Origin of the sequence: Spirillospora sp. NPDC048911 (assembly GCF_043198015.1) — a bacterium.
Classification (GTDB): Bacteria; Actinomycetota; Actinomycetes; order Streptosporangiales; family Streptosporangiaceae; genus Spirillospora.
This window is the reverse complement of record NZ_JBICUD010000016.1, coordinates 44,813-71,464: the sequence shown is the minus strand read 5'-3', so window position 1 is coordinate 71,464 and position 26,652 is coordinate 44,813. Positions and strand designations below refer to the sequence as shown.

The window sequence follows — 26,652 nt, the reverse complement described above, 5'->3', positions numbered from 1 at the left end:
CTATTCCTCGTCCTGCGTGTCGCTTTGAGTTTCGGGGAGGTCGATGGGCAGCCAGGTGCTGGGCGGCCGGCTGGTTTCGGGGTCGGGGCTGCCGGGATGGATCCCTCTGGTGTGCAGCTCGGTCCAGAGCGGCTCCAAGGCTCGTTCTGCGTCGAGCACGAAGTCGCCCTCCCGGATCCGCCAGAGCTCCCACCCGGCGCGGCGGAGCTCGAGTTCGCGCGCGATGTCCTGGCGTACCTGGTCAGGTGCGCGGTGCCATCGGCGTCCGTCGCACTCGACGCCGAGACGGCCGCGGGTGCCGACGACGACGAGATCAATGACCTTGCCGTTGCCGGCGGGCATCTGCGGGATGACGTGATAGCCGCGGTTTCTGATGTGAAGGAACACGCGTTGTTCGAACAGCGACTGGAACGCCTGATGGGGAACATCTGGCCGGACGTTCCCGAGCTCGGCGGGGACGGGGACCAGCGCCGGCGGCGAGGACATGTAGGTGAGCAGCGAGTACCTCAGGTCCTCGGGATGGAGCCGCTGGGAGGGAACGGAGGTGAAGAGCCACATCTGATCGCGGGCACGGCTCGCGGCCACGTTGAACCTCTGACGTTCTGACCGTGATCCGCCGACCCGCCTGGGGGTGTCGCAGACCACCATCGACAGGAAGATCACGTCTCTGGCGTCGCCTTGGAAGTCGGCCGGCGTGCCGACACGTATGTCACGGGCTTCGATGGTCCCGGGATCGTTGATCTCATCATCGAGCATCTGCTCGAGCAGGCGAAGTTGCCCGAATCCGCCGTGGAGCACGATGATTCCGAATGTTTTGTCCACATATTCGGGTGCGGCCAGCAGTTCTTTGAGCCTTTCGATGATGGCCTTGGCTTCGATCTCGTTGCGGATCCGCTCTTGGGCGCCCTCGGTGTAGGCGCCCTCAACGTGGACGACTTTCAGCGGAGAGAGCCGGTCATCGCCGTATTGGCGAAGCGGAACCAGGCGGTTGTCGTAGAACTGCCGGGATGACCAGCCGATGATTTCCGGCATACAGCGGAAGTGGTCGACGAGGCGGACGACTTGGGGGAATCGCGCTGAGAGCAGCTTGTAGAGGTTCGATTTGGGGGACAGTTCGAGCCTCTTGTCGAGTGGGACGTCTGGAAGGTAGGTCTCGAGCCGGTCGAAGATGGGCTGCAATGCGCCGTGGGAGATGTCGGGAGGCGAACACTGCTGGTCGTCGCCGACGACGATCACATGCGGTGCGAGCCAGAGCAGGAAGGCGGCATCGACACTTACCTGGCTCGCCTCATCGACGATCACCACATCGAAGCTGTCCGGCTCAGGCGGCAGCGTCTCCACGACCAGGGAGAGAGGCATGATCCAGGCTGGTACCGCGTTCCGCGCCCTGGACATGGCCTGACGGACCGCTGATCTGTAGGTGGCTCCGTACCGGCGACTTGTTCCTTTACCCAAGTCGCTCATTCGGTGCTTGTAGGTCTGGAGTGCCTGGCGCTGCGGCTCTGACATCCGAGTGAGGCAGTGGAGCCACGCGCGTTCCGCGCACAACTCCGCGGTGGTCTTCATGACCTGCTGCTCGGCCTCGGCGAGCTGAACCTGCAGCGACTGATCTGCGTCAGCATGATCGAGGCGCTCGCAGAACGCCTGGGCGACGGCCCAGCCCCAAGCGCCGTCGAGATCAGCGAGCCGCTCCTCCCATGCCTGATCTCTTGCCGAACCGACGAGCTGTTCCGCTAGAGCACCATGGACGGAATGAAGCCGAGCGAGGAGCCTCCTGCACTGCTGGTGCTGGGCGCGCCTTTGATAGGCATGTTGCACAGAGCCGAGCGCTTGGGCGTACAAGTCGGCGCGACGCTGTTCGACGGCGCTGCACAAGGCCTGGGTCTCAGGTGCCGGGCGCGCGACCGGGTGGGTGAGAACCGATGTGAGTGCATTCAGCCGTTGAGTTGCATGGCGCGCGCGGGCTCCGGCATCCGCGGCGCAGACGCAGTCAACGAGCGTGCCCAATTCTGTGGGCGTGCGTATGGGATACCTGATCTTGCTGCGGAGGAGAAGGGCGTCGATCCTTTCGAAGATCTGCTTGAGACTACCGATCTCTTTCCACTTCTCGGCCTTGTCCTGCAGGCGCGACAGTGTCGCGTGGAGGTCGCCGGCTGGGATGGGAATGCCGAGCCCGCGCCATGAGTGAACAGCTTTCGCGGCTGCTGTTCTCGCTCGGAGCTGACGGATGACGTACTCAAGATCCGAGGCACTGCGCGGATTGTGCCCGTCCACCTTGCATCTGTCGAGCAAAGGGGCCGCGTCGCGCTGCACAGGCTTGGCGAAGCGGCTGCGAAGCTCGCCACCGCTCCGGAGGAAGGAGACGAGCTCCTCGCCTGCTGTGATCATCCGAGCTGCATCGGCATCACTGAGGTCGGAGGTGTCGACGGCGAGCATGCGGTGGTCGAGGATCTCCTGCAGAAACTCCGCTGCCATGGCCGAGCCGGCAGCGGCATGCCGCCACAACGACACGTCGGTGCCGGAGAGTTGATCGAGAATCGCCCTCGTTCTCCAGTCTGCTGGATCCCAGGAACCCGCGTCCTGGGGTAGGCCAAGCCGGTGGATCACGTCTGCGGCGGCGTCCAGGAGCGAGGCCACTTCGTTCAGCCGGAGCTCGCCCAGGCGAGCAAGTGCGGCTTCGAGTGGGCTGGGGCGACACCTGTCATCTGCCGGGGGACCGGCGGCCTTAGCAATTCCCGCAAAGGTCTCGGGTGTCGGGAGCCTCGTGAGGTCGGGCAGATACTCGCCGTCCACGTTCGCCCGGAGCTGGTCGTCGGCCAGCCATGTACGTAGCTCGAGGGCTTCGGCTGGACTGAGCGGAGGTCGCAGCGGAAACTCCGGTGGCAGTGCGGGCATCCAGCCGTACCGTGGTTCACCTGCCCGGACGGACTCGATCAGGTCGGCCCGAGTTCCCACGTAACCGGGTGCGATCCTGTGGGTGACGGTTTCGGACTCACGAAGCGCGTAGGCGTCTTCTCGCAGCTTGGCCTGGCGGCGGCGGGCATTTCGTCGTTCGGCCTCCAGATGCGTGATTCTCTGGCGAATGCCATCCGGATCTCGGGTGACCGCCTGGTCGGACAGCGTCGTCAGCGTTCGTTCCAGCTCGTCCGAACCATCGGCGTAGCCATGGGTTTGGCGTACACACAGATCTTGCAACTGGGCCGGGAGCGCGTCTCGCAGGACGCGCAACGCTTGATCTTTGGCGCTGGTCACGAGTATGCGCTTGCCTTCGGCGAGCAACGCCGCCATCAGATTGGCGATGGTATGGGTCTTGCCGGTGCCTGGCGGGCCCTGTACCACGACCGCGGTGTCGCGAGCCAGACGTTCGAAGACCGCTCGTTGGGCCTCGTTGGTCGGGAGAGGGAACAGCGGGTCATCCCCCAGGAGACGATCCGCCGAAGTGCCGGCCTGTGCGCGCCAGGCCATCCGCTGCTCAGGCTCCAGTTCGAAGAGCAACTGGGACAGCCCGAGCGGACTCATGGCGCCCGGTGTCTCGAGTGATTCCAGGATGCTCTCGTAGTACTCCACCAAACCGGTTCGGTCCCGTCGCCGGACGATGATCGCCGGTGCGGTGGTCATGACGGCCGGCTCCCCGAACGTCTCAGGCGGATCCCATGACTCAGAGAACCGGACGGGACGATCAAAAGCTCGATGCAGCCACGCCTGCAGGAGCTCCATGGTCTGTTCATCCGGAGGCTGGGGGCCGCTGTCAGCGATCATCCTTCGGATCTCTTGGACCCGGTCCAGCTCGAAGCGGTCCGCCGCGTCAAGGAAGAGGCGGTCCTCAACCCTGAGATCGGGCTCATCGGCAAGTGTGATGGAGACCCGTGCGGTGGCGCGGTCGATGCTGATCTGCACCGTCGTGGTGACGAGATGGCGACGCGTCAGCTCACCCTCCGGACTCTCGAATGTGAGGAGGCCCAGTCCGAGGACTGCTTCGAGGGTGTCGTCGTTCTGGCTGAGCTTGCGGGCTGTCTGGGACAGCCTCTTATAGAGCTCGCGGCGGGGGCGGGCCGCACGTTCGGCTTCCGCCCATGCCCTCCATGCAGTGATCCAGTCACCATAGGTGCGAAGCACCTCCGAACTTGCCGGGTGATGTGTCGTGTGCGTGCCGACGGGCGACGCAAGCTCGCGCTCACCCTGCATGTCCGGGCTCGGAAGAAGGCTTGGCGCCCCGAGCTCGGGTTCGGCGTCGATATCGTCGACCTGATCGAGATCCACCCATCCCGTCAGCAGTTCGGGTGGCCGAGGGGCGGGATGCTGCGGCTCGTGGTCGAGGGCCAGGATCGTTCCGTCGCGCGGGGATGTTGTGACCTTGGTGCCGTTCGGCATCCTGGCGAGCCACCACATGTCGAGATATTGGGTGCAGTCACGTACGGGAGTCCTGCTCTTCTGTACGAGATCCCGCAGATAAGAGATCAACCCCGCAGTGGCGCGCACAACGTGAGGATGACCTGCATCGATTTGATCCAGAGCCGCCATGTTCCGTAGTCCTCTCCTCCGCCAGGCCAACGTTTCAGAATCCACGGAAGAAAGATCCATTTCCACCATTAGGGTGGAAAGTGGTCAAAAGGCAAGGAAAGGCTCACCGACCGGTGAAGAGCATGCACGTGCCTCGACGGGAACTGGCCGAGCCCGCCCGGCCGACCGCGAGGTCACTTGCTCGGCGCGGTCCGGCCATCAGGCAGTGGAAAGGCCGGTTGACAGGTGTCAACAAACCGTCAGCGGGTTGCTTCCGAGTCCGGGCGCTCGAACTGCCCACAGCTGAACTACTGCCTTCGGTGACGGCGGCGGAGGGGTGAAGATCGGCGATGCAGGTCAGAGCGGTCGGCTCTCGCCGCGATGGCGTGATCCTCCTCGGATGGGAAGAAGATCACTGTCTTGGATCGGCGCGTCGTTCGATGGGCACGCCGGCCACGGCGCGACTCACTTCGGCGGCGGCTCGTGGTGTTCCGCCATGTTTCGGCCTCTTGTTCAGGTCAGCCATCCGGATTGGCAGTGAGACCGGCCTGCGTAGCGCGATGGGCGACCGGGCGTTGTGAGGGTCCAAGGTCCTACGTTTCGGGGCCGTTCGGCTGGTGATCAATGAGCGGACGGCATGGAGGCTGGAGATGACAGCCCCGGTGAGCCGCAGGGCGCCGGACGAGGCAGGGATGGAACGTGACTGAACCGATCATTGTCGGCGCCGACGGTTCGCGGTACGCCGATCGCGCGGTCGAGTGGGCGGCGGACGAGGCCGCCCGCCGTAGCCGCCCTTTGCACATCGTGCACACCGTGGCGCGTCGGCCGTACGACATCCCGCTGTACCCGCCGCAGGGTGAGCTGGAGGCTGAGGCTCGGGCGGGCCAGCAGGTCATTGTCGCCGCGGAGAAGCTTGCCGACGCCAGGCAGCCCGGCGTGCTGGTGACCAGCGAAGTGATCTCCGCCGGGATCGTGCCGGTGCTGTGTGATCGGTCCGCGCGGGCGTTCGAGACGGTGGTCGGGCATCGCGGCCTGGGTGGTTTCGCGAGCCTGTTGCTGGGGTCGGTCGGGCTGCGGATGGCCGAGCAGGCGACCGGGCCGGTGGTGATCGTCCGCGGCGGGACCGGCCGTCCCGACGTTGCGGTCGGCATCGGCTCCGCCGACGACTCAGCGGCCTTGGAGTACGCGTTCGAAGCGGCCGCCCTTCGGGGCACTCGGCTGCGGGTCATCCGTGCCTACCAGGTTCCCGACCGGCCGCAACCGGGCGGTGAGGTCACCGATCTGCGAGGGCTGGAGGAGAGCGTGCGGTGGCAGGTCATCGAGGCCCACGCTCCGTGGCGCAGGCGCTTTCCCGACGTTGAGGTGGTCGAGGATGTCATCCGGGACCATCCGGTGGCGGCTCTGACGGAGATCTCCCGTCAGGTGGGCCTGCTCGTCGTCGGCAATCACGGTGGCGGCTTTCATCTGCCCCGGCTCGGTTCGGTGAGCCACGGCATCGTGCATCACAGCCACTGTCCCGTCGTGGTCGCCCGCGCCCCCAGTTCAACCGATCACTGAACCGAGAGGAAGCAGAACACATGAACGCCCCGATCGTCGTCGGCACCGACGGCTCGACCTGCGCCGACCGTGCCGTCGAATGGGCCTGCGACGAGGCCGCGCTCCGCGACAGGCCCCTGCACATCGTGCACGCCGTCGAGCCCGCGCCCTCCATCTACCCGCTGCTCGTCGCTCCCGAGATGGGTCGATCCCTGGCCAACGCCGGGCAGGAGATCCTCAGCGCCGCGGTGAAGGCGGCCACGGCTCGGCAGCCGGGCATCAAGATGACCACCGAGCTGGTCATGAACACCACGGGTCCCGCACTGGTCGACCAGTCCGCGCGGGCGTTCGAGGTCGTGCTCGGCCATCGTGGTCTGGGAGGCTTCACGAGCCTGCTGCTCGGCTCGGTGGGGTTGTGGATGGCCGGTCACGCGGACGGACCCATCGTGGTCGTCCGGGAGGACGCCGTCCCAGATGCCGGCGAGGTCGTGGTCGGTCTCGGTTTCGATGAGGATCCAGCGGAGGTGCTCGGTTATGCGTTCGAGGCCGCGTCCCTGCGCGGAACGCCCCTGCGGATCGTGCACGCTTGGCAGCAGCCTCCCGTCCTCGTGGCCACCGGCTACTCGATCGCCTTCGACAAGGTGGCCAACGAGGTCCGGGAAAGGTCGGGACTCGTCCAGGCGTCTTGGCGTGAGCGCTACCCCGACGTCCAGGTGGCCGAGGACATCGTGGAAGAGCATCCAGTGACGGCTCTTTGCGAGGCATCCCGCCGCGCCGCCCTGGTCGTGGTCGGGGCGCATGACCGTAAGCGGTTCGAGGTGCCTCTGCTCGGCTCGGTGAGCCACGGCGTCCTCCACCACGCCCACTGCCCCGTCGCCGTGATCCGCGGCCGTAAGCAGACCTGACCCGCAAAGAGAAGATCTCAGCGACATGTCCGCCGCCCGATGCGGGCCGTCGCGGTTGCGGTGTCAGCTGGTCAGGGTGGCGAAGTGGTCGGGGACGTAGGTCTGCATGGCCCGTGGTGAGCGTTCATAGCCTCGAGGTAGGGGCCTGTCGGAGAGGCTGATCGGTTCGCGTTCGACGGGCTTGTAGGGGATGGTGGACACGAGCTGGGCGATCATGTTGATCCGTGCCCGGCGTTTGTCCTCGCTCTCGACGACGTGCCAGGGTGCCTCGGGGATGTCGGTGTGGAGCATCATCTCGTCCTTGGCGCGGGAGTAGTCCTCCCAGCGGGTGATCGACTCCAGGTCGATCTGTGAGAGCTTCCATCGGCGCATGGGGTCGTCGAGCCTGTTGCGGAAGCGGCGTTCCTGCTCGGCGTCGCTGACGGAGAACCAGTACTCGCGCAGCAGGATGCCGTCCCCGACCAGCAGCCGTTCGAAGATCGGGCACTGGTGGAGGAAGCGCATGTACTCCTGCTTGGTGCAGAACCCCATCACACGTTCCACGCCCGCGCGGTTGTACCAGGACCGGTCGAACAGGACGATCTCGCCGGCTGCTGGTAGGTGCCCGATGTAGCGCTGGAAGTACCATTCGGTCCGTTCGCGCTCGGTCGGGCCGGCAACGCGACGATCCGGGCGATGCGCGGGTTCAGGTGTTCGGTGACCCGTCTGATCGTGCTGCCCTTGCCCGCGGCGTCACGGCCTTCGAACACCACCACGACCCGCACTCCCTCGGCGCGTCCCCATTCCTGCAGGTCGACGAGTTTCGCCTGCAGCTGGAACAGCTCCTTCTCGTACACCTCTCGGGGGCAGCCGTTGACCTTGCCCATCAGCACCCTCCATCTTCGCGGCGACACGTCATGCGGCGCTGTCTCCGCTGGTTTCAGCCTCTTCTCATAGCGGCGAGAAGACCATCCCGGTGCCTCGGCTTCGGTGGGGGACAGAGCCGATTTCTGCGGCCGTAGGTCCTGCGCATTACCGGACGTTCGACCCTGCCGGACACATCGGCCCGCTGCTGGACTTGGGGGGACACAGCGTGAAGGAGTTCTGCCATGAAGCCGAACCAGGGATCTTCGCAGGGAAGGGACATGTCCCGGCTCGCGGTCGCCGCCCGTTCGGCGGTGGAGGACGCGACGTGGGCGCCTTCGGTCCACAACACTCAGCCGTGGCTGTTCAGCAGGCGGGGAGACCGGATCACGCTGCGTGCCGATGCCGACCGGCGGCTCGAGGTCGCCGATCCGGCGGGCCGGGAGATGCTGATCAGCTGCGGTGCCGCCCTGTTCACGTTGCGCGTCGCCGTCCGCCGGCAGGGATATGAGCCCGAGGTCGTGCTGCTGCCCGATCCGGACCGGCCGAACCTGCTGGCCGACGTCCGCCTGCGGAGCGGTGGGCTGCCGGCCTGGCCGGAGAACGAGCGCGTGTACGACCAGATCCGGCGCCGGCGTACTCACCGCGGCGGGTTCAAGCCCGGTGAGGTGCCCGAGTCGCTGCTGGGGGCGTTGCGCCGGGAGGCGCAGCGGGAGGGCGCGAGCCTGTACCTGGTCGAGGATTCGAATGCTCAAGCCGCGCTCGCCGCTCTCACGGTGGCCGCTGAGCACATGCACCGGTTGATCCCCGCGTACCGGGGCGAGCTGGGACGTTGGGCACCGGCTCCCGGCAGCCGCCGCAGGGAAGGCGTGCACGAGACCGCCTACCCGCGAGAGACGGCGCGCACGGAGCCGGACTTCGCGGGCCGCGATTTCGGGCGGGGACGTGGCTGGGGCATCGATGCCTCGATCTTGGAATGGCTGGAGGAGCCCGCGGTCGGCGTGGCCTGCGTCCTGGCCACCAAGGACGACAATCCCGCGGACTGGCTGCGGACCGGCCAGGCTCTGCAGCGGCTGTTGCTTCGTGCGACTTCAGAAGGCGATGTGGCGGCCGCCTTCCACACCCAGGCACTCGAGGTCCCGGAGTTGCGGGAGCTGGTCCGCGTGCACTTCTGCGCTGGAGACCATCCGCAGATGCTCATGCGCCTGGGAACTGGCGGGACCGCGTTCACCAGCGTGCGCCGACCCGTGGAAGAGGTCTTCACCGAGAAGGACTGAACAGGGGAGCAGTGATGGAGGATCACGCATTGGCCTCTCAGGAGGACGCGCTGCTGGTCGCCGACGGGGTGCGCAAGGTCTACCGGACCGGTGATCTCAGTGTCCTCGCGCTGGACGATCTCGATCTGACCGTGCGGGCCGGGGAACTCGTCGCGGTGATGGGGCCGTCGGGGTCGGGAAAGACGACGCTGCTCAACTGCCTGTCCGGGCTCGATGAGATCGACGGCGGGCGGGTGCTGGTGAACGGCCGGGACCTCTTCGAGATGAGCGATCACGACCGTACCGAGCACCGCGCACGGTCGATGGGGTTCGTCTTCCAGTCCTACAACCTGATTCCGGTGTTCACGGCGGTCGAGAACGTGGAGCTGCCGCTGCTCCTGGTCGGCGTGCCAGCGGACGAGGCGCGCGAACGGTCGGTGGACATGTTGCGGCGGGTCGGCCTGGCCGAGCGCGAGCGGCACCGGCCGAGCGAGATGTCGGGCGGTGAGCAGCAGCGGGTCACCGTCGCGCGGGCGCTCGTCGCGCGTCCCGCCATCGTCTGGGCCGACGAGCCCACGGGCAACCTGGACAGTGCGATGGCGGCTCAGATCATGGACCTGCTGCGCGAGCTGAACGCCGAGGAGCGACAGACCATCGTGCTCGTCACGCACGACCCGGCCATCGGCGCCGCGGCGGGACGGCTGATCCGGATGCGCGACGGCCGCCTGGTCGGAGACGAGACCGCAGTGTCCCGGGACACCGCCGCCGCGGCGAACCGGCCCTAGGAGCCCGCGATGTATCCCGAACTGACCCTGCCTCTCATCGCCGCCACCACCCTCCTTGCCGGATTCGTGACCTTCCTTGTGGTGTTCCGGCCGGTGCTGCGACGGCTGGCGCTGCGGCAGGTGTCCCGCCGTCCCGCCGAGCTGATCCTCGTCATCGCGGGATCGCTGCTCGGCACCGCGCTCATCGTGGCGAGCCTGGCCGTCGGTGACTCGCTCAACCGCTCGGTGCACCAGATCGCGTACGACTCCCTCGGTCCGGTCGACGAGTACGTCTCGTCGCCGACGGCGGCGCTCGGCGACGAGACGGCCTTCCGGCTCGCACCTCTCAAACAGCACGCCGACGTCGACGGCGTGCTGACCGTGCGGGGGAACGGCGCCGCCGCCTCGTTCACCGACGGCGGGCGGCAGACGGCCGAGCCGCGCGTGCTGGTGTGGGAGCTCGACTTCGCCGCGGCCGCCCGCTTTGGAGCGCCGCACCCCTCCGGGCTGGCCGTGGCAGACCCAGGCCCGGGACGGGTCGTCGTGAACGAGCACCTCGCCAAAGCCCTGAGCGCCGAGGCCGGCGACCGCGTGACGTTCTACGCCTACGGGCGCCGGTTGAACGGCACGATCGCGACCGTCGTCCCAGCGAAGGGACTCGGCGGCGTCGGCACGGGCGCCACGGTCAACAAGGACGCCTTCTTCTCCCCGGGCACCCTGCGCGAATTGGCCGCCGGGACCGGTCAGGACGTCGGGACCATCACGTTCGTGTCCAACCGTGGCGGTGTCGAGGACGGCGCCCGGCTGACCGGCACCGTCAGCGACCAGATCCGCGACCTTCTCGGGCCCCTCGCCGCGGCGCGCGCGGCCGATCTGCAGACGCCCAAGCAGGAGGTCCTCGACCAGGCACGGGTGACCGGCGACGTGCTCGGATCGCTGTTCCTGTTCGTGGCGAGCTTCAGCATCATCGCCGGGATCCTGCTGATCGTGAACATCTTCGTGATGCTGATCGAGGAGCGCAAAGGCCAGCTGGGCGTCCTACGTGCCATCGGCATGCGCCGCCGCCGGGTGTCGCACGAGCTGATGATCGAGGGTGCCGTCTACACCGTGGTCGCCGTCCTGCTCGGAGGATTGGCCGGCGTGGCCATCGGGCGGATCGTGGTCACGTTCGCGGTCAACATCTTCAACGGCTACGGCGATGGCGGCAACCGGCTGTCAGTGGTCTTCGCCGTCACTCCCACGAGCATGGTGAACGGCATGACGGCCGGCTTCCTCATCGCGCTGCTGGCGGTCACGCTCACCAGTGTGCGGATCGCCCGTACCAACATCATCGCGGCGATCCGCGACCTGGAGTCCGCGCCTAGACGAGGTGCCCGCCGGCGCGTCACCGTGGTGTCCGCCGCCGGAACAGTGATCCTGACCCTGCTGTCCGTCCCCATTGTGGTGAGGGGCGTCGGGATGCAGGTGTATCTGCTGCCCGCGCTCGCCGTCGTCACCGCCATCCCGCTGATGCGCCGGGTCTGGAAGCCGCGCGCGGTCTATACCGGCATCGGGCTGGCCCTCTTCGGCTGGGGCCTGACCGCGCACCTGGTCCGGCCGCACCTGTTCGATGACGCGTCCACCGGAACGTTCATCGTCCAGGGCTGCATGCTCACGTTCGCCTCGGTGCTGCTGATCAGCCAGCACCAGAACGCCCTGCTGTTCCCGCTGCGCGGCCTGATGCGACGGCCCTCGCAGACCGGCCTGGCGACCCGTCTGGCCGTCGCCTATCCGACCGCCAAACGGTTCCAGACCGGCGCGACCCTGGCGATGTACTGCATCGTGATCTTCGTGGTCGTGCTGCTCACCCAGATCTCCGCCATCATGAGCGCCGGTGTGGAGACGGAGGTCGCCAAGGCGGCCGCCGGGTGGAGCCTGCGCGCCGACCACAACCCCACGACACCGTGGCCACGTGCCCTCCAGGATGTGACCAGCGGGTCGTTCGCCGGTCGGGTGACCCAGGCCGTACCACTGACCACCGCGTCCGCCCTCGCCGACGACCCGCTCGCACGCACCACCAAGAACCTGCCGGTCGTCGCGGTCGGCCTGCCCCCGCAGATCGCGACCGCGCCACCCGCGCTGGACGACCGGCTGCCCGGCCTGCCCGACGACGCCACCGCCTGGCAACTGGTCATCCGCGACCCGTCCTATGTACTGATCGACGCGTTCTACGGCGCCACCGGCGGCCCGCAGGGCAAGCCGCCCAAGGCCGGCGCCACGCTGACCATCACCGACCCGCAGACCGGCCGGCGCACCCCGCGCAAGGTCGCCGGAGTGCTCACCGACGGCATCGTCTTCTACGGAACCGGCGGCGCCGAACCTCGCCGCTATCCGGTGCTGATGAGCACACCGGCGGCCAAAGGCCTGCTGGGTACGCAGGTGCGCGAGTCCAGCATGCTGCTGCGGCTGGCACCGGGAACCGATGCCGGCCAGGTCGCGGCACGGTTGCAGGGACAGTTCCTGGCGCAGGGCCTTGTCGCCACTGACCTCCCGCAGCGCGTTCGCGACAACTTCACTGCCAGCCGGCAGTTCTTCACGCTGATGCGCGGCTATCTCGCGCTCGGCCTGCTGGTCGGCGTCACCGGCCTGGGCGTCATCATGGTCCGCGCCGTACGGGAACGGCGCCGCACGATCGCCGTGCTCCGGGCACTGGGATTCCAGTCCGCTACCGTCCGCAGATCCTTCTACGCCGAGAGCACGTTCGTGGCCGTCGAAGGCGTCGCCATGGGCACCGTCCTCGGCGTGCTGACCACCTGGCTGCTCTACCAGAACAGCCCCAGCTTCGGCTCGCTCGACGCCCCGTACCCCATCGCCTGGACCCAGCTCGCGATCATCATCGCCGGAACGCTCATCGCGTCCCTGCTCGCCACCGTCGGCCCCGCCCGCCGCGCCGCCCGCATCCGCCCGGCCGTCGCCCTGCGCATCACCGACTGAACGCATGTTCGACGATGGAGGGCACCGGACCCTCGGTGTGGTCCGGTGCCCTGGTGATGCGTCGCTGTGCGGCGGCCGGTCATTTCTGGACAGGCCGGTGTGCCTTGGTGGCCGGGACGTTGGTTCTTTCTTCGAGCGCTGAGACCGGTTCAGTCTCCGGGACGTCGTGCGGGTTCCTGGGGCAGGTCGGCCAGGACGAAGTAGTTCTCCTCTTCTTGCGCGAAATGCAGGCGCAGGACGGCGTGGAGTTCCTCGATCGCCCGGCGGAGTTCGTGTGCGGTGTCGCGGTCGCCTTCGTCGAGCTCGCCGGTGAGCAGGCGGATGCGGCGGGAGAGTTCGGTGATCTCGGCGTGTCCCCGGCTCATGGCTCCGGTGGGGTCCGAGCCGCCGAGGGCGCGGGCGACGGCGGGGTAGAGCAGCGCCTCGTCCTTGCGTTCGTGGGCGGCGAGGTCGTCGAGGAAGGAGGTGAGCTCGCCGATGGCTCGGCGGCGCCCGTCACCGGGGGCACCGGCCATGACGTCGGCGAGCTGCGGGAGCCGCTGGATGCGCGGCCGGAGCCGCCGGTGTTCTTCGTCGAGGTCGCGCACGAGTTCGGCGTCGTCACCGCGCAATCGGGGCCAGCGTTCCCGCCCTGGCCCCAGCGCGCGCAGGGCGCTGAGGATCGCCAGAACGTCGATGCCCTCCTGGAGGGCGGCGCCCGCGGCGGGGGTGAGATATCCGAATGCAGCGATGATCATTGCGGCGATCGACAGCCCCATGCCGGCCAGGACGCTCTGGCGGGCGATGGAACGGGTCCGCCGGGAGATCGTCAGGGTCTCGGCGAGGCGCTCCAGCCGGTCGACGGTGATGACCACGTCGGCGGTCTCGGACGAGGCGGTCGCCCCCCGGGCGCCGAGCGCGACGCCGACTCCGGCGGCGGCCAGGGCGGGTGCGTCGTTGACCCCATCGCCGACCATCACGGTCGCCGCCCGTGCCGTCTCGGTGCGTACGACGTTCACCTTCTGCTCGGGGCTCTGGTCGGCGTGCACGGCGTCGGCGCCGACCAGGTCGGCGATGGGGGCGGCCGCGGCCCGCCGGTCGCCGGTGACCATGACGGCGCGATCGATCCCTGCTCGCCGGAGCAGCCGGAAGGTGCGGGTCGCGTCGATGCGGATCCGGTCCTGCAGCAGCAACGCCCCGGCGAGCTCTCCGTCGATCCCGACGAAGACCGTGATGGCCCCGCGGGCAGCGGCACGATTACGTATGCGAGCGACCCAGACCGGGGCGCCGCGTTCCGCCCAGTCCGCCTTCCCCACACAGACCCTGCGGTCGCCCACGAGGCCCGCGGTGCCGTGCCCCGGCTGCTCACGCACGTCCGAGGGGGCGTCAAGAGGCAATCCGCGGTCTCGGGCGGCGCGCACGATGGCGGACGCGAGCACATGCGGTGAGAACTGGTCCAGTGACGCCGCGAGTGCGAGCACCCGATCGGGCGATTCCCGGACCTTGGGTTTCACCTCGATCAGCGTGGGGCGTCCGGCGGTCACGGTCCCGGTCTTGTCGAAGAGCAGAACGTGCGCCCGGGCGAGCCGCTCCAGCGCGCCGCCGCCCTTGACGACCACTCCGCGGCGGGCGCACCGCGACAGGCCGGAGGCGATCGCTATGGGGGCGGCCAGGATGAGCGGACAGGGGGTCGCCACGACCAGCACGGCCACCGCCCGCACCGGATCACCGGTCGCGAGCCAGGCCGCGCCGGCCAGCGCGAGCGTCAGCGGCAGGAACATCGCGGCGTACCGGTCGGCCAGACGCACGAACGGGGAGGTCTGCGCGGCGGCCTGCTCGGTGAGCCGCACGATGCCGGCGTAGGCGCTGGATTCCGCGTCGGCGGTGGCCCTCAAGGTGAACGGCCCGGCGGAGTTGATCGCGCCGCTGCGCACGTCATCGCCGATGCGGTGTTCCACCGGCAGCGGCTCGCCGGTCAGGGTGGACTCGTCCAGCACCGCCGGGCCTTCCTCTACCCGTCCGTCCACCGGGACGACCTCACCAGGCCGTACCAGCAGGAGGTCACCGGGTTCGACCTCGGCGGCCGCGATGCGTACCGGCCCCTCATCGGTCACGCGGTGCGCCTCGCGCGGGACCAGCGACAGCAGAGCGGTGAGGTCCTGGCGCGCTCGCCGGGAGGCCCGCCGTTCCATCAGGCTGCCGCCGGTCAGCATCACACCGATGACCGCCCCGGCCAGGAACTCGCCCACCGCCAACGACCCGCCGAGAGCCAGCACGGCGATCACATCGCTGCCGAACCGGCGCCGCAAGAGCCCGGCGAGCGCCCACCAGGACGCGGGCATCAGCGCGACGGCCGTGACGACACCCCAGAGCAGCTCGGCGGTGCCCGGAAACCCCAGCAGGCGCGCGAGCCCTCCCGCGGCAAGCCCGACCGTCGCCGAACCTAAAAGGATCTCCTGTGACCGGGCAGCGACCGGATGGAGGACGCGCTGTGCCAGGCGCCGCGAGTCCTGGCGGGCCTGACGACGCTCGGAATATCTGCCGGTCATGCACAACACGCTCGGCGGGCCATGCCTCCTCTACCAGGGCCATAAGTCCTGGGCCGGGCCTCTTTGAGTCGCTTCAAGGCCCGGGAGGCCCTCGAGAGCCGAAGGTCCTTGGAACTGGTGACCTGCGGTCGATGACCGTGGCCGGGATCGGTTCCAGGCTGGACTCAGAGGGACCGTATCGCCCCGCCCGTGCCGGGCAGGTGCCGCAGGAAAGGACCTGGCCCATGAACGAGATCGTTGTGGGGATCGACGGATCCGACAACAGCCTTGCCGCCGTCGACTGGGCCGCCGAGGAGGCGAGCCGCCGGAACACCGCGCTCCGCATCGTGTACGCGATCGCGCCGTGGGTATCCGACACCCCCGTGGGCGCCCGGATCGGAGTGGTGCACGAGTGGCTGCTGGGCGGAGCCCAGCCGATCACCGACCGGAGTATCACCCGAGCCCGGGACCGCGCACCCGAAGTCCGCGTCTCCGGAGACACCACCGACGGGCAGGCCGCCGCGGCCCTCATCGACGAGGCGCGCGGCGCGGTCATGCTCGTGGTCGGGAGCCGCGGGATGGGCGGACTGGCCGGAATGCTGGCCGGGTCGGTTGCCCTTCAGGTCGTCTCGCACGCGCGTTGCCCGACGGTCGTGGTCCGCAGAGAGGAGCACCCGCCCCAGGGTGAGGTGGTCCTTGGCGTGGACGGGTCGTCGAGCTGCGCAGCGGCCGTCAGTTTCGCCTTCGAGGAGGCGGCCTTGCGCAAGGCCCGCCTGCGCGCGGTGCTCGCATGGCCGCATCCCGTCTCGACGGAGCCCGGCGACATGCAGCCGCTGGCGTACGACCCGGAGATCGTGACGAAGGAGGAGGAACGCACCCTGCACGAGACCATCGCGGGCTGGCAGGAGGAATTCCCCGACGTGGAGGTCGTCCACGAGGTTCTGCATGCGCGGCCCGCGAAGGCCCTTGCGGGTGCGTCGGCCCGCGCCGACCTTCTGGTGGTCGGCTCGCGCGGGCGCGGCGGCTTCGCCGGGCTGATGCTCGGCTCGGTGAGCCATGCCATGCTGCACCACTCCCACTGCCCGGTCGCCGTGGTGCCTCCGCAGATCGGTTGACTTCCATCGGCCGTGGCCATCAGGACCTTCGACCCTAGGCCCCTCTCCCGGACGGGCGTGCAATGGAGGTAGCGGGAAGTAGGTGAGTCGGATGAGCATCGGTTCGTACGTGCTCGTCGGATATGACGGCACCACGGAAAGCGAGAACGCGCTCAGGTGGGGCGCTCGGGAGGCCGGACTGCGGCACCTGCCGCTGACGGTGTGCCACGCCTGGCGGTGGCCGTTCCCGATCAGCCACATCGACATCGAGGGCACCGCGATCGTCAAGCGCATGGGCGAGCACGTCCTCGACCATGGAGTGACACTGGCCGAACGGTTCGCACCCGGGGTCAAGGTGAGCAAGCGCCTCCTGGACGGACCGGCGTATGCCGCGCTCATGCATCTCACCGAGGACGCCGCCCTCGTCGTCATCGGCTCCCACGAACAGGACGCACTCCCTGTGGGCTCGACCGCTCTGCGGCTCCCGGCGCGTGCGCGCCGTCCCATCGTCGTGGTGCGCGGTGCCGAGTCCAGGTACGGAGACGGTGAAGTGGTCGTCGGCGTGGACGGGTCGGTCGGAGCGGACGCGGCGCTGGCCTTCGCGTTCGAAGAGGCGGCCCTGCGGGACCGGCGGCTGCGGGCCGTCTACGGATGCTGGGAACCGACGGCGGCGCCGGACTGCGACCTGAGCCTATTCGACGACGAGGACAAGCTGCGGCGAGTGTGCGGCGCCCGGCTGGAATGCCAAGTCGCCCCATGGCGGGTCAGGTATCCGCAGGTGGACGCCTGGACGTCGCTGCTGCTCAAGCCCCCGCGGCAAGCTCTCTTCGAAGCAGCCGAGAACGCCGCCCTCGTTGTGGTCGGCAACCGCGGCCTGGGCGGTCTCGAACAACTCTGCCTCGGCGCGACGAGCAGCGCGGTCCTTCAGCACGTCCCCTGCGCCGTCGCGGTCGTCCAGCCCCTGTGCGAACCGGGACAATCCGATCAGCGAACAGGCTGAGCCGGCACCGACCTGGCGCACAGGTCGCACACGACGCTGTAGTACGTCTTCCAGGCGGCCACCACGTGCCGGGCGCACCTACGCGTCGTCCACGGCCGCCTTACTTTCTGTGGCCGTGCCCTCTCCGAAAATTCACCGGCCGCGTCGCAGACGAAGGACTAGCCTCGTGATGTGGCGTTTTCTCTCGACGCATCCCGCCTTTTCCTCCTTCCATCCCAGCTGACGCGTCTGGCTAGGGCGGTGCGTGACGCCGGCCCACACGAATCCCGTGGATCGAATGGAAGAGCTGGTTGCCTCTGGATACCGACCAGGCGCGAGTGCAGTTGGTCAAGCACACGCTGGGCTTCGCGAACCGGTCACCAGACGAAGCCGCCAAGTGGGCCGGGGGCACGGCTACCTTGTGGTCGGCGTTAGCCGGGGCAGGTTCGCGGGGTCGACTCGATCGATCACAACGACCTGGCGCAGTACCTCACGCCATACCTCGGCCCGGATCTTGTGTGGCATGCCGAATATGTCGCCCTGGACGACAAAGATGTGCTCATCGTGGTGGTCGACCCGCCCAACTATGGCGACCCGATCCACTATCTCCGAAGGTCGTTGCCAAGTCCGAAGGAGGGCGAAAAATACGCGCACGCGGAACACACGGTGTTCATCCGCAAGAATGCCCGGACGCTGAGGGCCGCACCGGAGGATTGGCGGATGCTTCAACAGCGATTCGCCGCCACGCAGAATCGTCTCGATGTCGAGGTTCTCGCAGCGCCGCAGGAGATCCAGCAGTCCGCCGCGTTTTCGGAGCACGTCAAGCTTCACCTCGCGCAACATCGCGAGCGGCTTCTCGCCGCCCGCCATCCGCTCGGGGTGATGAACTGGGAATCCCGCACGAGGGAGGAGTACGTCGCCGAGATCGATTCACACCTGGAGCGTCTTCAGGAGTGCTTCGTGGAGAGGCTTCTCGCCGAGTTGTTGCGGCATCCTCCAAGCGGTCTCTCCTTGACGCTGGCGAACCAGGTCGATAGGCCGTTTCGGGACGTGCGAGTCACCGTAACGGTGCAAGCAGAGGGTCATCTCGCCTGTCCAGGACCCGTCGACGAGGAGCTCCCCAAGTTCGAGCTCCCTCGGCCACCGCGCCCGTACGGTGCTCCCAAGGAGCCCGTACTGGCGTTCGACCGGCTCATCCCTTACACGCCTGAAATCCGGTTGCCGTTCGTCCTTGGACTGGAGGGTTTCTGCGGGTGGGGAGCGCGGGAGATCTCTACCGGCCTGCAACTCGAGTTCGATCCCGTGGATCTGCGGCCCAGGGAGGCTCTGGAACTGCCGCGAGTGCCGTTGCTGGTCACATCCGAAGTCGGCTCGGAGCTGACGGTTGAGTGGAGCGCAGCGGGGCTCAGCGCCGACGGAATACGAAGCGGGCATCTGAATGTGCAGGTCGTGCCCTCCACTCTCAATCCGCTGCGGGGTGAGGACCTGGGCAAGTGGGGACACGAGCCGTTGGAACAGGACAGCACGCGCTCGACGGCGGAGTAGCGTTTCCCAGCGCGCCGCCACCATGGGCGGTGCGATCACACGCCTTCGGTGACGGTCTTCCGAAGCCCCTCCCGCTGGACGAGGCGCTGGAGGTCTTCCGTGGTGACCATTCCGACGACCCTGCCATCGGCCACCACGACCGAAATCAACTCGCTTCCCACCGGCATTCGTGTCAGGAGGGGAGCGGCGGGGTCGTCCGGGGCGTCGACATGGCCGGGCGGCAGGGGAAGCATGATCTCCCCTAGCGGGTGGAGGCTCCGCTCCGGTGAGATGCGGGCGAGCATGTTCACCGTCACGACGCCGTGCGGCGTCCCCATGAGGTCGACCACAGGGAATACCGACTGACGTGAGAGCACCACCGCTTCGGCCACAAAGGAGCGGATCGGCTGCCATACCGCCCCGTAAGCCGGTTGCGGTGTCATCAGGTCATCCACCCGGAGGTCCTGTGCCGCGGACTTGACGGATGTTGCGATGTCCTCGTTCGCGGCGGCCGATGCGATGAACCACCCGAGGAACGTCAGCCAGAGCCCGCCGAGCCAGCCGGCGATCAGCAACTGGGCGATGCCCAGTGCGATGAGGCCGTAGCCGAGCCACCCTCCGGCCTTCGTCGCGGCGTGCTCGGCGCGGTCACGGTCCCCGTACCGCTTCCAGAGCAGGGCGCGAAGGATGCGTCCGCCGTCCAGAGGGGCGCCTGGCAGCAGGTTGAACACCGCCAGCGCAACGTTCATGATCACAAGCCACATCGGCCCGGCAGTGGCCAGGGCGGGCGCGCCGATCGCGGCCGCCCCCATCCCCACGGCGGAGAACACCAGCGCTGTGGCAAGGCTGGCCAGCGGGCCGGCGCTCGCGATGTGCAGGTCGGCGCGCGGATTGGGAGGGCTGCCTGACGTCTCGGTGACCCCGCCGAGCGCCCAGAGGGTGACCGACTGCACAGAGACTCCGTGGTGACGGGCGACCAGGGCATGGGAGAGTTCATGGGCGAGCAGCGATGCGAAGAAGAGCGTCGCGACCGGCAATGCGACGGCCCAGTATGCGGCCGACGAAGCGCCCGGCGCCGCACGCGGCAGGACCGATTCGGCGAGGGCGGCGACGATGAGGCCCAAGATGGCCAGCACGGACCAGTTCGCCCCGATCGCGATGCCCGCTACTTTGCCGAGCTTGAGCGTCTGTTTCATCGGGGCCTCCTCGGGCCTTGCCGGCCTCTCCTTCCATGAGACCGCCGTCGTCCGCGAGTTCCCACAGGTCCGATGGTCCTGACCGCAGGTCTTTGGTCCTGACCGGGTGGGCCGGTGAGCGTCGGGGTTGTCGCCCAGGTGCATCAAGACGATCATGCCGGGCTTGGCCGCGGCCAGGACGCGGTCGACCACCTTGGCGACGGTCTGGCCGCCGGAGGTGCCCTTCCATCCGAGTGAGTCCACGCTCCAGCCGATGGGGACGTATCCCAGGCCGTTGAGCAGGGTGATGATGTCGGAGCCGGTTTAGACGCCGTAGGGGAAGCGGAACAGCGGCCGTGGCTCGGCGCCGTTGGTGTGGAGGATTGCGGTGCGGGCGGCGGTCACCTCGGTGCGCGCGGTCGCGTCGCTGATCTTGGTGAAGTCGGGGTGGTTGTCGGAGTGGTTGCCGACCACCCCGGAGAAAGCACTTGGATGGTCGTCGATCCGCTGGTTGCGGGCACGTGGTGATGACGGCCAGGACCGCGGACGTGATCGGCCGCGAATTCGAGACGTAGATCGCAGACAAGGACGGACGTCCTGCCGGATGCAGGTGTGCCTTGCCTGCGTGACGGACTTTCGCCTCTGTCTCGCGGGCCGCGACGTTGATGTGCTGGTTGTCCGGTTCACCGATCGAAGGAGGATCCATCATGATCGGTTTTCGTATGGTCCTGCCCGTCGTCGCCGCGGCCGGGTTCTATGCGGCACTGGTACGTCCGCGGCTGCTGCGCTGGGGAGCGACCAGCGAAGAGGCGAATCGTGCCTATCCGGGTGACGAACTGATCCCGGAGGCGACAGGGCAGAGCACGATGGCCGTCACCCTGCCCGCTCCGCCCGAGCGGGTGTGGCCTTGGCTGGTGCAGATGGGCCATGGCCGCGCGGGCTGGTACAGCTGGGACCGGCTCGACAACATCGGACATCGCAGCGCCGAACGGATCGTCTCCGAGTGGCAGAACGTCAAGGCGGGCGACCGAATGGTCACCGTGCCGAACGAGGCGTCCTGGTTCACGGTCGCGATGCTGGACGAGCCCCGCACACTGGTGTTGCAGGACGACCTCCAGATACCCACCGGCAAGCCCTTCGACCCCCGCGGCACCTACCCGTCCGCGTACACCGAAGGAATCTGGGCCTTTCACCTCCAGCCGGTGGAGGGCGGGCAGACCCGGCTCGTCGTCCGGACCCGAGGGCGCGGCAAGCCGCGCGTCCTCGACCGGATCACCGCGGTCGCGCTCGGCGAGCCGGCTCATTTCATCATGCAGCACCGCCAGTTCCAGAACCTGCGCCGACGCCTGCAGGCCGAACCGGCCAACGCCGACCGGCCGCGCGTCACCGCCGGCTCCGGTGACTGAACACGACCCGAGAGGAGACCGAGATGGAGGCCAAGACCTGGTCGGTCGAGATCTACATCGAGGAGGACGACACCACCACCAACGCTCGTGCCGTGCTGTTCACCGGCGCGAGCACACGCGTCACCGGCAAGGGGAGCGCTCGCCGTAACCCGGTGGACCGCCCCGTCCCCGAGATCGGCGACGAGCTGGCGGTGAGCCGGGCCCTGGAAGACCTGGCGCACCACCTGCACTCCGTCGCCAGCAGCGACATCGCCCAACTCTCCGGCCCTGCGAGGCGGCGCACTTAGTCGGTCGGCGAGGTCACGGACGAAGGGCACCGATAGAAGTCCGGTGCCCTTCAGCCGGGCCGTCCTCCATACCCGTGGAAGAGCCCAATGGCGCTGATCAGGAGGCCGAAGGACCCTTCAGCCGTGGCGCGCCCGGCGGGAGGTTGGCATCAGCCGATCGGATGAGGGGGGACCGGCGATGTTGTACACCGACAGGAGTGAGGCGGGCAGGCGGCTTGAGGCCAGGCTTCCCGACCTAGCCGGGAACGATGTGGTGGTGCTCGGGCTGCCACGTGGCGGCGTTCCCGTCGCCTATGAGGTGGCCAGGCTGCTGGGCGCACCTCTTGATGTCATCGTGGTCCGCAAGCTGGGTGTGCCGTTCTGCCCTGAGTCGGCGATGGGCGCCATCGCCGAGGACGGGGTGCGCGTTCTCAACGCCGACGTCATCCGCGAAGCCGGCATCACGGATGCTGAAGTTGCGGTGGTCGAGCGGCGGGAACGCGCGGAGTTGGAGGCGCGTGCGCGCCGGCTACGGTCCGGCAGGCCGCGGCTGAGCCTCGACGGCCGGACAGTGGTCGTGGTCGATGACGGCGTGGCCACAGGGACGACGACTCGGGCGGCCTGCCGGGCTGCTCGTGCCCGGGGAGCGGGGCGCTTGCTCCTCGCCGCGCCTGTCGGAGCTCCGGATGCGGTGAAGGCGCTGCGCACGCAGCGCGTGGCCGACGAAGTGGTGTGTCCGATGACGCCGATCTTCTTCTACGCGGTCGGCGGTTACTACCTCGACTTCTCACCGGTTCCGGACGAGACGATCGTGAATCTCCTCGCCACGGCGAACCACACCAATGACCCGGCCGCTCGCCGGTCCGTGCCCGAGTAGAAGCCCGATTCGATGCTGTGACGCGTCCACGACGGCGAGCCTTGTGTGGTGGGTGAGCACGACCGCAGATGGTTCGGCGTCCCGAGACTTGGGTCGGGTGAGCCACGGTGTGGTGCATCACTCGGACTGTCCGGTGGTCATCACCCGCGCCCGATGATCCCTTTCTCTGGCGCTCCTCCAGGGGCGCTCCGCGGGACCTTCGGCTCTACGCCGAAAGCCGTTCCACTGGTGTCCTGAGGGTGAGAGCGCCGACATCGAAGCGCTGACCTCTGACCTCGGGGAAGTGACGATCATGACTGGACCGGTCGTCGTCGGTATTGACGGCTCCGCTCATGCGTGGCACGCCCTGGACTGGGCGGCCGAGCATGCCCTCCTCCACGGCCTTCCGATTTGTCTCGTTCACGGCTCGCGGGCCGCCGCTCCCGATGGAGCGATTCCCGCCAAGGAACGTGAATGGCTGGTCGCCGAGCGGAGGGATCTGCTGGAGGAGGCACGGCAGTACGTCCTCAAGCAGGCGCCGGATCTGACCGTCACTACCCGTCTGGTGACGCAGGAGCCCGGTCACGCGCTTGTCTCCGAAAGCGACCGCGCGGCCTTGGTCGCCGTCGGCTCACGGGGACAGGGCGGGATGGAGGGGCTGATGTTCGGGTCGGTGGGACTCCATGTCGCCGCGCACGCGCGGTGCCCGGTGCTCGTGGTGCCCCGATCCGCCGCCTATCCCTCGAACGCACCGGACGAGATCGTCGTGGGCGTGGCGGAACGGCCGGCCGAGAGCCGGCTGCTCGGCTGGGCGTTCGCGGAGGCCTCATTGCGGGGTGCGTGGCTCGTCGCCGTCCATGCCACGGGAGTGGAGTTCGCCGCTCCGCACGATCGCGTCATCCAGGACATGGAGCTGTCGGAGGCGCTGGCTGGCTGGTCGTCGCAGTATCCAGACGTCCGGGTGAAGCCGCTGATATCGGATCGCACGCCGGCTCGCGCGCTCACCGAGGCTTCGGAGCATGCCCACATGGTCGTCGTGGGGGCGCGTCCGCGGCGTGGCCCGTCGGCGATCGCACTGGGACGTACCGACCACGCCGTACTGCATCACTCCCGCTGCCCTGTGGCGATCGTCCCCGAAAGGTGACGTCACGCCCGGAGAGCAGCCCGCCCCGATGCGCGTGGGGCGGCTTGTTTCCACTGCGATGGCCCTAGGTCAGCGCCGGCGGCGAGTCCAGCGGCGCAGCTCGTCGGTGCCCCACACGATCACGGGGAACGTGATGATGAGGAGAACGACGTCCAGTGGCAGGGCCGCGGTGCCGAACAGCCGCTGGAACGGCGGCAGGTAGATCAGCGCGGCGGTGAAGACGAGTTCGAACACGATGCCGCCGAGAAGGAGCCGGTTGGTGGTGAGACCGACCTGGCGCAGCGACGCGTGATCGGTGCGGGCGGCCAGCGCGGTGCCGACCTGGCAGGTGACCAGTCCGGCGAACGTGGCGGTGGTGGCCGTCAGGTAGGCGTGATGCAGTGCCTCGCCGGGACCGGTGGGGTCTCCGGGATGCCATCCCGCTCGCCAGAGCACGTAGAAGAAGGCGAGCATCACCAGGGCGGCGGAGACCAGACCGAGGTAACCCCAGGCGCGGATCAGCATGTCGCGGGAGATGACGCCCTTGGAAGAGCTGCGCGGCGGGCGGTTCATGAGGCCGGGCTCGGCGGGTTCGCGGCCCAGCGCCAGCGCGGGAACGGTCTCGGTGCCCAAATCTATGGCGAGGATCTGCAGCACGGTCAGAGGCAGGGGCACGAGCCCGCCGCTGAGAGCGAAGATCAGGAAAGGCACGATCTCGGGGACGGCGTGGGCGAAGATGTAGAGGATGAACTTGCGGACGTTGTCGTAGACGCGGCGGCCCGATTCGATCGCGGTGACGATGGTGGCGAAGTTGTCGTCGGTCAGCACCATCGTGGCGGCCTCGCGAGCGACGTCGGTGCCCGAGCGTCCCATCGCCACCCCGATGTGGGCCTGGTGTAGGGCGGGGGCGTCGTTGACGCCGTCTCCGGTCATCGCGACGATCTGCCCGTGCGCCCGCAGCGCGTCGGCGATCTTGAGTTTGGTCTCGGGGGACGAGCGGGCGAAGACGATCTCGGCGTCGCCGGTCAGCAGGTCGTCCAGGTGCTCATCGGTGAGCCGCTCGGCCTCGGCGACGACCTCCAGGCGCGGGACGCCGATGCCGACCTGGCGGGCCACGGCCGCGGCGGTGGCCCCGTTGTCGCCGGTCACCACGTGGATGCGCACCCCGGCGTCATGACAGCGTCGGACTGCGTCGGGCACCTCGGGGCGAGGCGGATCGAAGAGCCCCACCAGACCGACGAGGCGCAGACCGGTTTCGGCTTCCTGTCGGCCTGTCGGCATCATCGCGCCCGCGTCCAGGTTGCGGATCGCGATCGCCAGGACACGCAACCCGCGCCGGGCCAGCCGTTCGACCGCCGCCATCGTGGTCGCGCGTTCGTCTTCGGTCAGAACGCTCCGGCTCAGGACGGCCTCCGGCGCGCCCTTGACGTTGACCCTGAGCCCGCTCGCGCCCTCGGTGACCGTCGACATCAGCCGTAGCCGGGGATCGAAACGAAAGACCGCCCTGGTCCGCGCGTCCCGGCCGATGAGCAGCTCGTCCAGCCCGGAGACTCCGGGCACGGTCCGCAGATCCTCGTCACCAGCCCCTTCGACGAGGGCGACCTCGGTCGGGTCTCCCTGAAGGCCGTCCTCACCGTAGGAGACCGTGCTGCAATCGATCATGATCTGAGCCAGCTCCGGCGACGGACGGGCGCCGTCCGGCTCGCCGGTGATGTCGTCAGCCGGAATCCAGACGGTGTGCAGCCGCATGCGGTTGCGGGTCAGCGTCCCGGTCTTGTCGGTGCAGATGACGTTCGTCGCGCCCAGCGTCTCCACCGCGCTGAGCCGCTTGATCACCGCGCCCTCGCGTGCCAGGAGCCGGACGCCGACCGCGAGCGCCAGGGTGATGGTCGGGAGCAGACCTTCCGGGACGTTGGCGACCAGCAACCCGATCGCGAACGTCAGCGCGTCCGTCAGGGGTAGCCCCACCAGCGCGCCGATCGCCAGGAAGACCATGCCCATCCCGACGGCCACCGCCGCGATGAGCCAGGCGACCCGCTTGACCTGGATCTCCAACGGGCTGTCCCGGCGCCCGGCACGCTGGCTCAGCGCCGCGATCCGGCCCAGCTCGGTGCGTCCGCCGGTGGCGAAGACGATGCCCGTGGCCTGCCCGCCGGCGCAGGTCGTCCCGGAGAACACCAGGTTGGGGTCGTGCAGCAGCGCCACGCCGTCCTCGGCCGGCCCCGCGACCCGCTCGACCGGCGCCGACTCGCCCGTCAGCATCGACAGGTCGATCTCCACCGCCCCGTCGGTCAACCGAGCATCGGCGGGGACTTTGTCGCCCTCCTCCAGAACGATCAGGTCGCCGGGCACGATCTCCGCCGCGTTCACCGCCCGGGACCGTCGGTCGCGGATCACGTGGGCGCGCTCAGGCAGGTACGCCGCCAATGCCTCCACGGCTCGTTCGGCCTGGCGTTCCTGCATCAGCGCGAACGCCGCGTTCACCGCGACGACCGCCAGGATGGCCCAGCCCAGCACCGCCATCCCCGCCACGAACGCCAGTACGCCCGCGGCCCACAGCAACAACGCCAGCGGATGGGTCAGCTGACGGGTGAGCTCACGGACCAGCGATGGCCGTTCGCGGCGATGAACCTGGTTGGGCCCGTACACCGCCAGCCGCCGCGCGGCCTCTCGTTCCGAAAGTCCGCCGGGGCCGGTCCGCAACTCCTTGCGCAACAACGGCAGCGGCTCGCGCGGGTCCGCGACCAGATCCGGTGTGTCAGTCTTCGCCGAGGGAATCGATGGGCGGTCCATGGTCAGTAGGGCAGGCGTCGCCCGGACGGTGTGCGCAGGTCGAGCGGATGCTCCTGGCGCGGCTTCACCGGGGCCTTGGTCTCCTGTATGCGCTGCATGGCCGTGCCTCTCTGCGCCTTCGAACACTGTGCTCGAAGCCTCCAGCACTACGG

The 26,652-nt window shown here is 68.5% G+C and carries 17 protein-coding genes and 1 pseudogene; 12 read left to right on the top strand and 6 right to left on the bottom strand.

Translation table 11 applies throughout. The features are described from left to right. Complete coding sequence (locus tag ACGFNU_RS47565) at positions 1–4,521, bottom strand: AAA domain-containing protein (protein WP_392603366.1); 4,521 nt, start codon at positions 4,519–4,521, stop codon at positions 1–3. Between the two features lie 678 nt (positions 4,522–5,199). Between ACGFNU_RS47565 and ACGFNU_RS47560 the strand changes: the two genes are divergently transcribed. Further along, positions 5,200–6,057, top strand: a complete 858-nt coding sequence (locus ACGFNU_RS47560) for a universal stress protein (RefSeq protein ID WP_392603365.1) — start codon at positions 5,200–5,202, stop codon at positions 6,055–6,057. A 20-nt stretch (positions 6,058–6,077) separates the two neighbouring features. After that, the gene (locus tag ACGFNU_RS47555; protein WP_392603364.1) at positions 6,078–6,941 is read left to right on the top strand and encodes a universal stress protein; all 864 of its coding nucleotides are present in this window, start codon (positions 6,078–6,080) and stop codon (positions 6,939–6,941) included. 63 nt (positions 6,942–7,004) lie between these two features. Here the strand turns inward: ACGFNU_RS47555 and ppk2 are convergent. Continuing rightward, positions 7,005–7,807 (bottom strand): annotated as a pseudogene (gene ppk2 / locus ACGFNU_RS47550) (polyphosphate kinase 2). Positions 7,808–8,029: 222 nt separating this feature from the next. Here ppk2 and ACGFNU_RS47545 point away from each other — a divergent pair. Genes ACGFNU_RS47545 through ACGFNU_RS47535 form a run of 3 tightly spaced genes read left to right on the top strand, consistent with a single transcriptional unit; the run spans position 8,030 to position 12,777 of the window. Further along, a complete protein-coding gene (locus ACGFNU_RS47545) occupies positions 8,030–9,061 on the top strand; it encodes an Acg family FMN-binding oxidoreductase (RefSeq protein ID WP_392603363.1) in 1,032 nt (343 codons plus the stop codon). 29 nt (positions 9,062–9,090) lie between these two features. Then, on the top strand, positions 9,091–9,825 hold the full coding sequence (locus ACGFNU_RS47540; RefSeq protein WP_392603362.1) for an ABC transporter ATP-binding protein: 735 nt from the start codon (positions 9,091–9,093) through the stop codon (positions 9,823–9,825). Positions 9,826–9,834: 9 nt separating this feature from the next. Continuing rightward, complete coding sequence (locus ACGFNU_RS47535; RefSeq protein ID WP_392603361.1) at positions 9,835–12,777, top strand: ABC transporter permease; 2,943 nt, start codon at positions 9,835–9,837, stop codon at positions 12,775–12,777. Between the two features lie 149 nt (positions 12,778–12,926). Here ACGFNU_RS47535 and ACGFNU_RS47530 read toward each other — a convergent pair whose 3' ends face one another. Further along, complete coding sequence (locus ACGFNU_RS47530) at positions 12,927–15,305, bottom strand: heavy metal translocating P-type ATPase (RefSeq protein ID WP_392603360.1); 2,379 nt, start codon at positions 15,303–15,305, stop codon at positions 12,927–12,929. 224 nt (positions 15,306–15,529) lie between these two features. On the opposite strand from ACGFNU_RS47530, the gene ACGFNU_RS47525 reads away from it, so the two are divergent. The 3 genes from ACGFNU_RS47525 (at position 15,530) to ACGFNU_RS47515 (ending at position 18,902) form a co-directional block, all read left to right on the top strand. Beyond that, positions 15,530–16,399, top strand: a complete 870-nt coding sequence (locus ACGFNU_RS47525) for a universal stress protein (protein WP_392603359.1) — start codon at positions 15,530–15,532, stop codon at positions 16,397–16,399. Positions 16,400–16,490: 91 nt separating this feature from the next. Further along, complete coding sequence (locus tag ACGFNU_RS47520) at positions 16,491–17,378, top strand: universal stress protein (RefSeq protein WP_392603358.1); 888 nt, start codon at positions 16,491–16,493, stop codon at positions 17,376–17,378. A gap of 495 nt (positions 17,379–17,873) precedes the next feature. Continuing rightward, on the top strand, positions 17,874–18,902 hold the full coding sequence (locus tag ACGFNU_RS47515) for a hypothetical protein (protein WP_392603357.1): 1,029 nt from the start codon (positions 17,874–17,876) through the stop codon (positions 18,900–18,902). A gap of 35 nt (positions 18,903–18,937) precedes the next feature. Here ACGFNU_RS47515 and ACGFNU_RS47510 read toward each other — a convergent pair whose 3' ends face one another. Continuing rightward, on the bottom strand, positions 18,938–20,077 hold the full coding sequence (locus ACGFNU_RS47510) for a site-2 protease family protein (protein WP_392603356.1): 1,140 nt from the start codon (positions 20,075–20,077) through the stop codon (positions 18,938–18,940). 303 nt (positions 20,078–20,380) lie between these two features. Further along, a complete protein-coding gene (locus ACGFNU_RS47505; RefSeq protein WP_392603355.1) occupies positions 20,381–20,530 on the bottom strand; it encodes a polysaccharide deacetylase family protein in 150 nt (49 codons plus the stop codon). Between the two features lie 233 nt (positions 20,531–20,763). Here ACGFNU_RS47505 and ACGFNU_RS47500 point away from each other — a divergent pair, with 233 nt between their 5' ends. From ACGFNU_RS47500 to ACGFNU_RS47485, 4 genes are all read left to right on the top strand, one after another. Continuing rightward, positions 20,764–21,462 (top strand): hypothetical protein, encoded by a 699-nt coding sequence (locus ACGFNU_RS47500; protein WP_392603354.1) that lies wholly within the window; start codon positions 20,764–20,766, stop codon positions 21,460–21,462. A 23-nt stretch (positions 21,463–21,485) separates the two neighbouring features. Beyond that, positions 21,486–21,749: a DUF1876 domain-containing protein gene (locus ACGFNU_RS47495; protein ID WP_392603353.1), complete on the top strand. Its 264-nt coding sequence runs from the start codon at positions 21,486–21,488 to the stop codon at positions 21,747–21,749. Positions 21,750–21,927: 178 nt separating this feature from the next. Then, on the top strand, positions 21,928–22,605 hold the full coding sequence (locus tag ACGFNU_RS47490) for a phosphoribosyltransferase (protein WP_392603352.1): 678 nt from the start codon (positions 21,928–21,930) through the stop codon (positions 22,603–22,605). A gap of 292 nt (positions 22,606–22,897) precedes the next feature. Beyond that, the gene (locus tag ACGFNU_RS47485; protein WP_392603351.1) at positions 22,898–23,728 is read left to right on the top strand and encodes a universal stress protein; all 831 of its coding nucleotides are present in this window, start codon (positions 22,898–22,900) and stop codon (positions 23,726–23,728) included. Positions 23,729–23,797: 69 nt separating this feature from the next. Here the strand turns inward: ACGFNU_RS47485 and ACGFNU_RS47480 are convergent, their stop codons facing one another. Then, positions 23,798–26,500, bottom strand: a complete 2,703-nt coding sequence (locus ACGFNU_RS47480) for a cation-translocating P-type ATPase (RefSeq protein ID WP_392603350.1) — start codon at positions 26,498–26,500, stop codon at positions 23,798–23,800. Between the last annotated feature and the right edge of the window lie 152 nt (positions 26,501–26,652).

Coding starts and splice junctions, on each gene's coding strand:
- ACGFNU_RS47480 (WP_392603350.1), bottom strand. CDS start 26,500: ATGGACCGCCCATCGATTCCCTCGGCGAAGACTGACACACCGGATCTG.
- ACGFNU_RS47555 (WP_392603364.1), top strand. CDS start 6,078: ATGAACGCCCCGATCGTCGTCGGCACCGACGGCTCGACCTGCGCCGAC.
- ACGFNU_RS47485 (WP_392603351.1), top strand. CDS start 22,898: ATGACTGGACCGGTCGTCGTCGGTATTGACGGCTCCGCTCATGCGTGG.
- ACGFNU_RS47545 (WP_392603363.1), top strand. CDS start 8,030: ATGAAGCCGAACCAGGGATCTTCGCAGGGAAGGGACATGTCCCGGCTC.
- ACGFNU_RS47520 (WP_392603358.1), top strand. CDS start 16,491: ATGAGCATCGGTTCGTACGTGCTCGTCGGATATGACGGCACCACGGAA.
- ACGFNU_RS47525 (WP_392603359.1), top strand. CDS start 15,530: ATGAACGAGATCGTTGTGGGGATCGACGGATCCGACAACAGCCTTGCC.
- ACGFNU_RS47500 (WP_392603354.1), top strand. CDS start 20,764: ATGATCGGTTTTCGTATGGTCCTGCCCGTCGTCGCCGCGGCCGGGTTC.
- ACGFNU_RS47495 (WP_392603353.1), top strand. CDS start 21,486: ATGGAGGCCAAGACCTGGTCGGTCGAGATCTACATCGAGGAGGACGAC.
- ACGFNU_RS47535 (WP_392603361.1), top strand. CDS start 9,835: ATGTATCCCGAACTGACCCTGCCTCTCATCGCCGCCACCACCCTCCTT.
- ACGFNU_RS47490 (WP_392603352.1), top strand. CDS start 21,928: ATGTTGTACACCGACAGGAGTGAGGCGGGCAGGCGGCTTGAGGCCAGG.
- ACGFNU_RS47565 (WP_392603366.1), bottom strand. CDS start 4,521: ATGGCGGCTCTGGATCAAATCGATGCAGGTCATCCTCACGTTGTGCGC.
- ACGFNU_RS47530 (WP_392603360.1), bottom strand. CDS start 15,305: ATGACCGGCAGATATTCCGAGCGTCGTCAGGCCCGCCAGGACTCGCGG.
- ACGFNU_RS47510 (WP_392603356.1), bottom strand. CDS start 20,077: ATGAAACAGACGCTCAAGCTCGGCAAAGTAGCGGGCATCGCGATCGGG.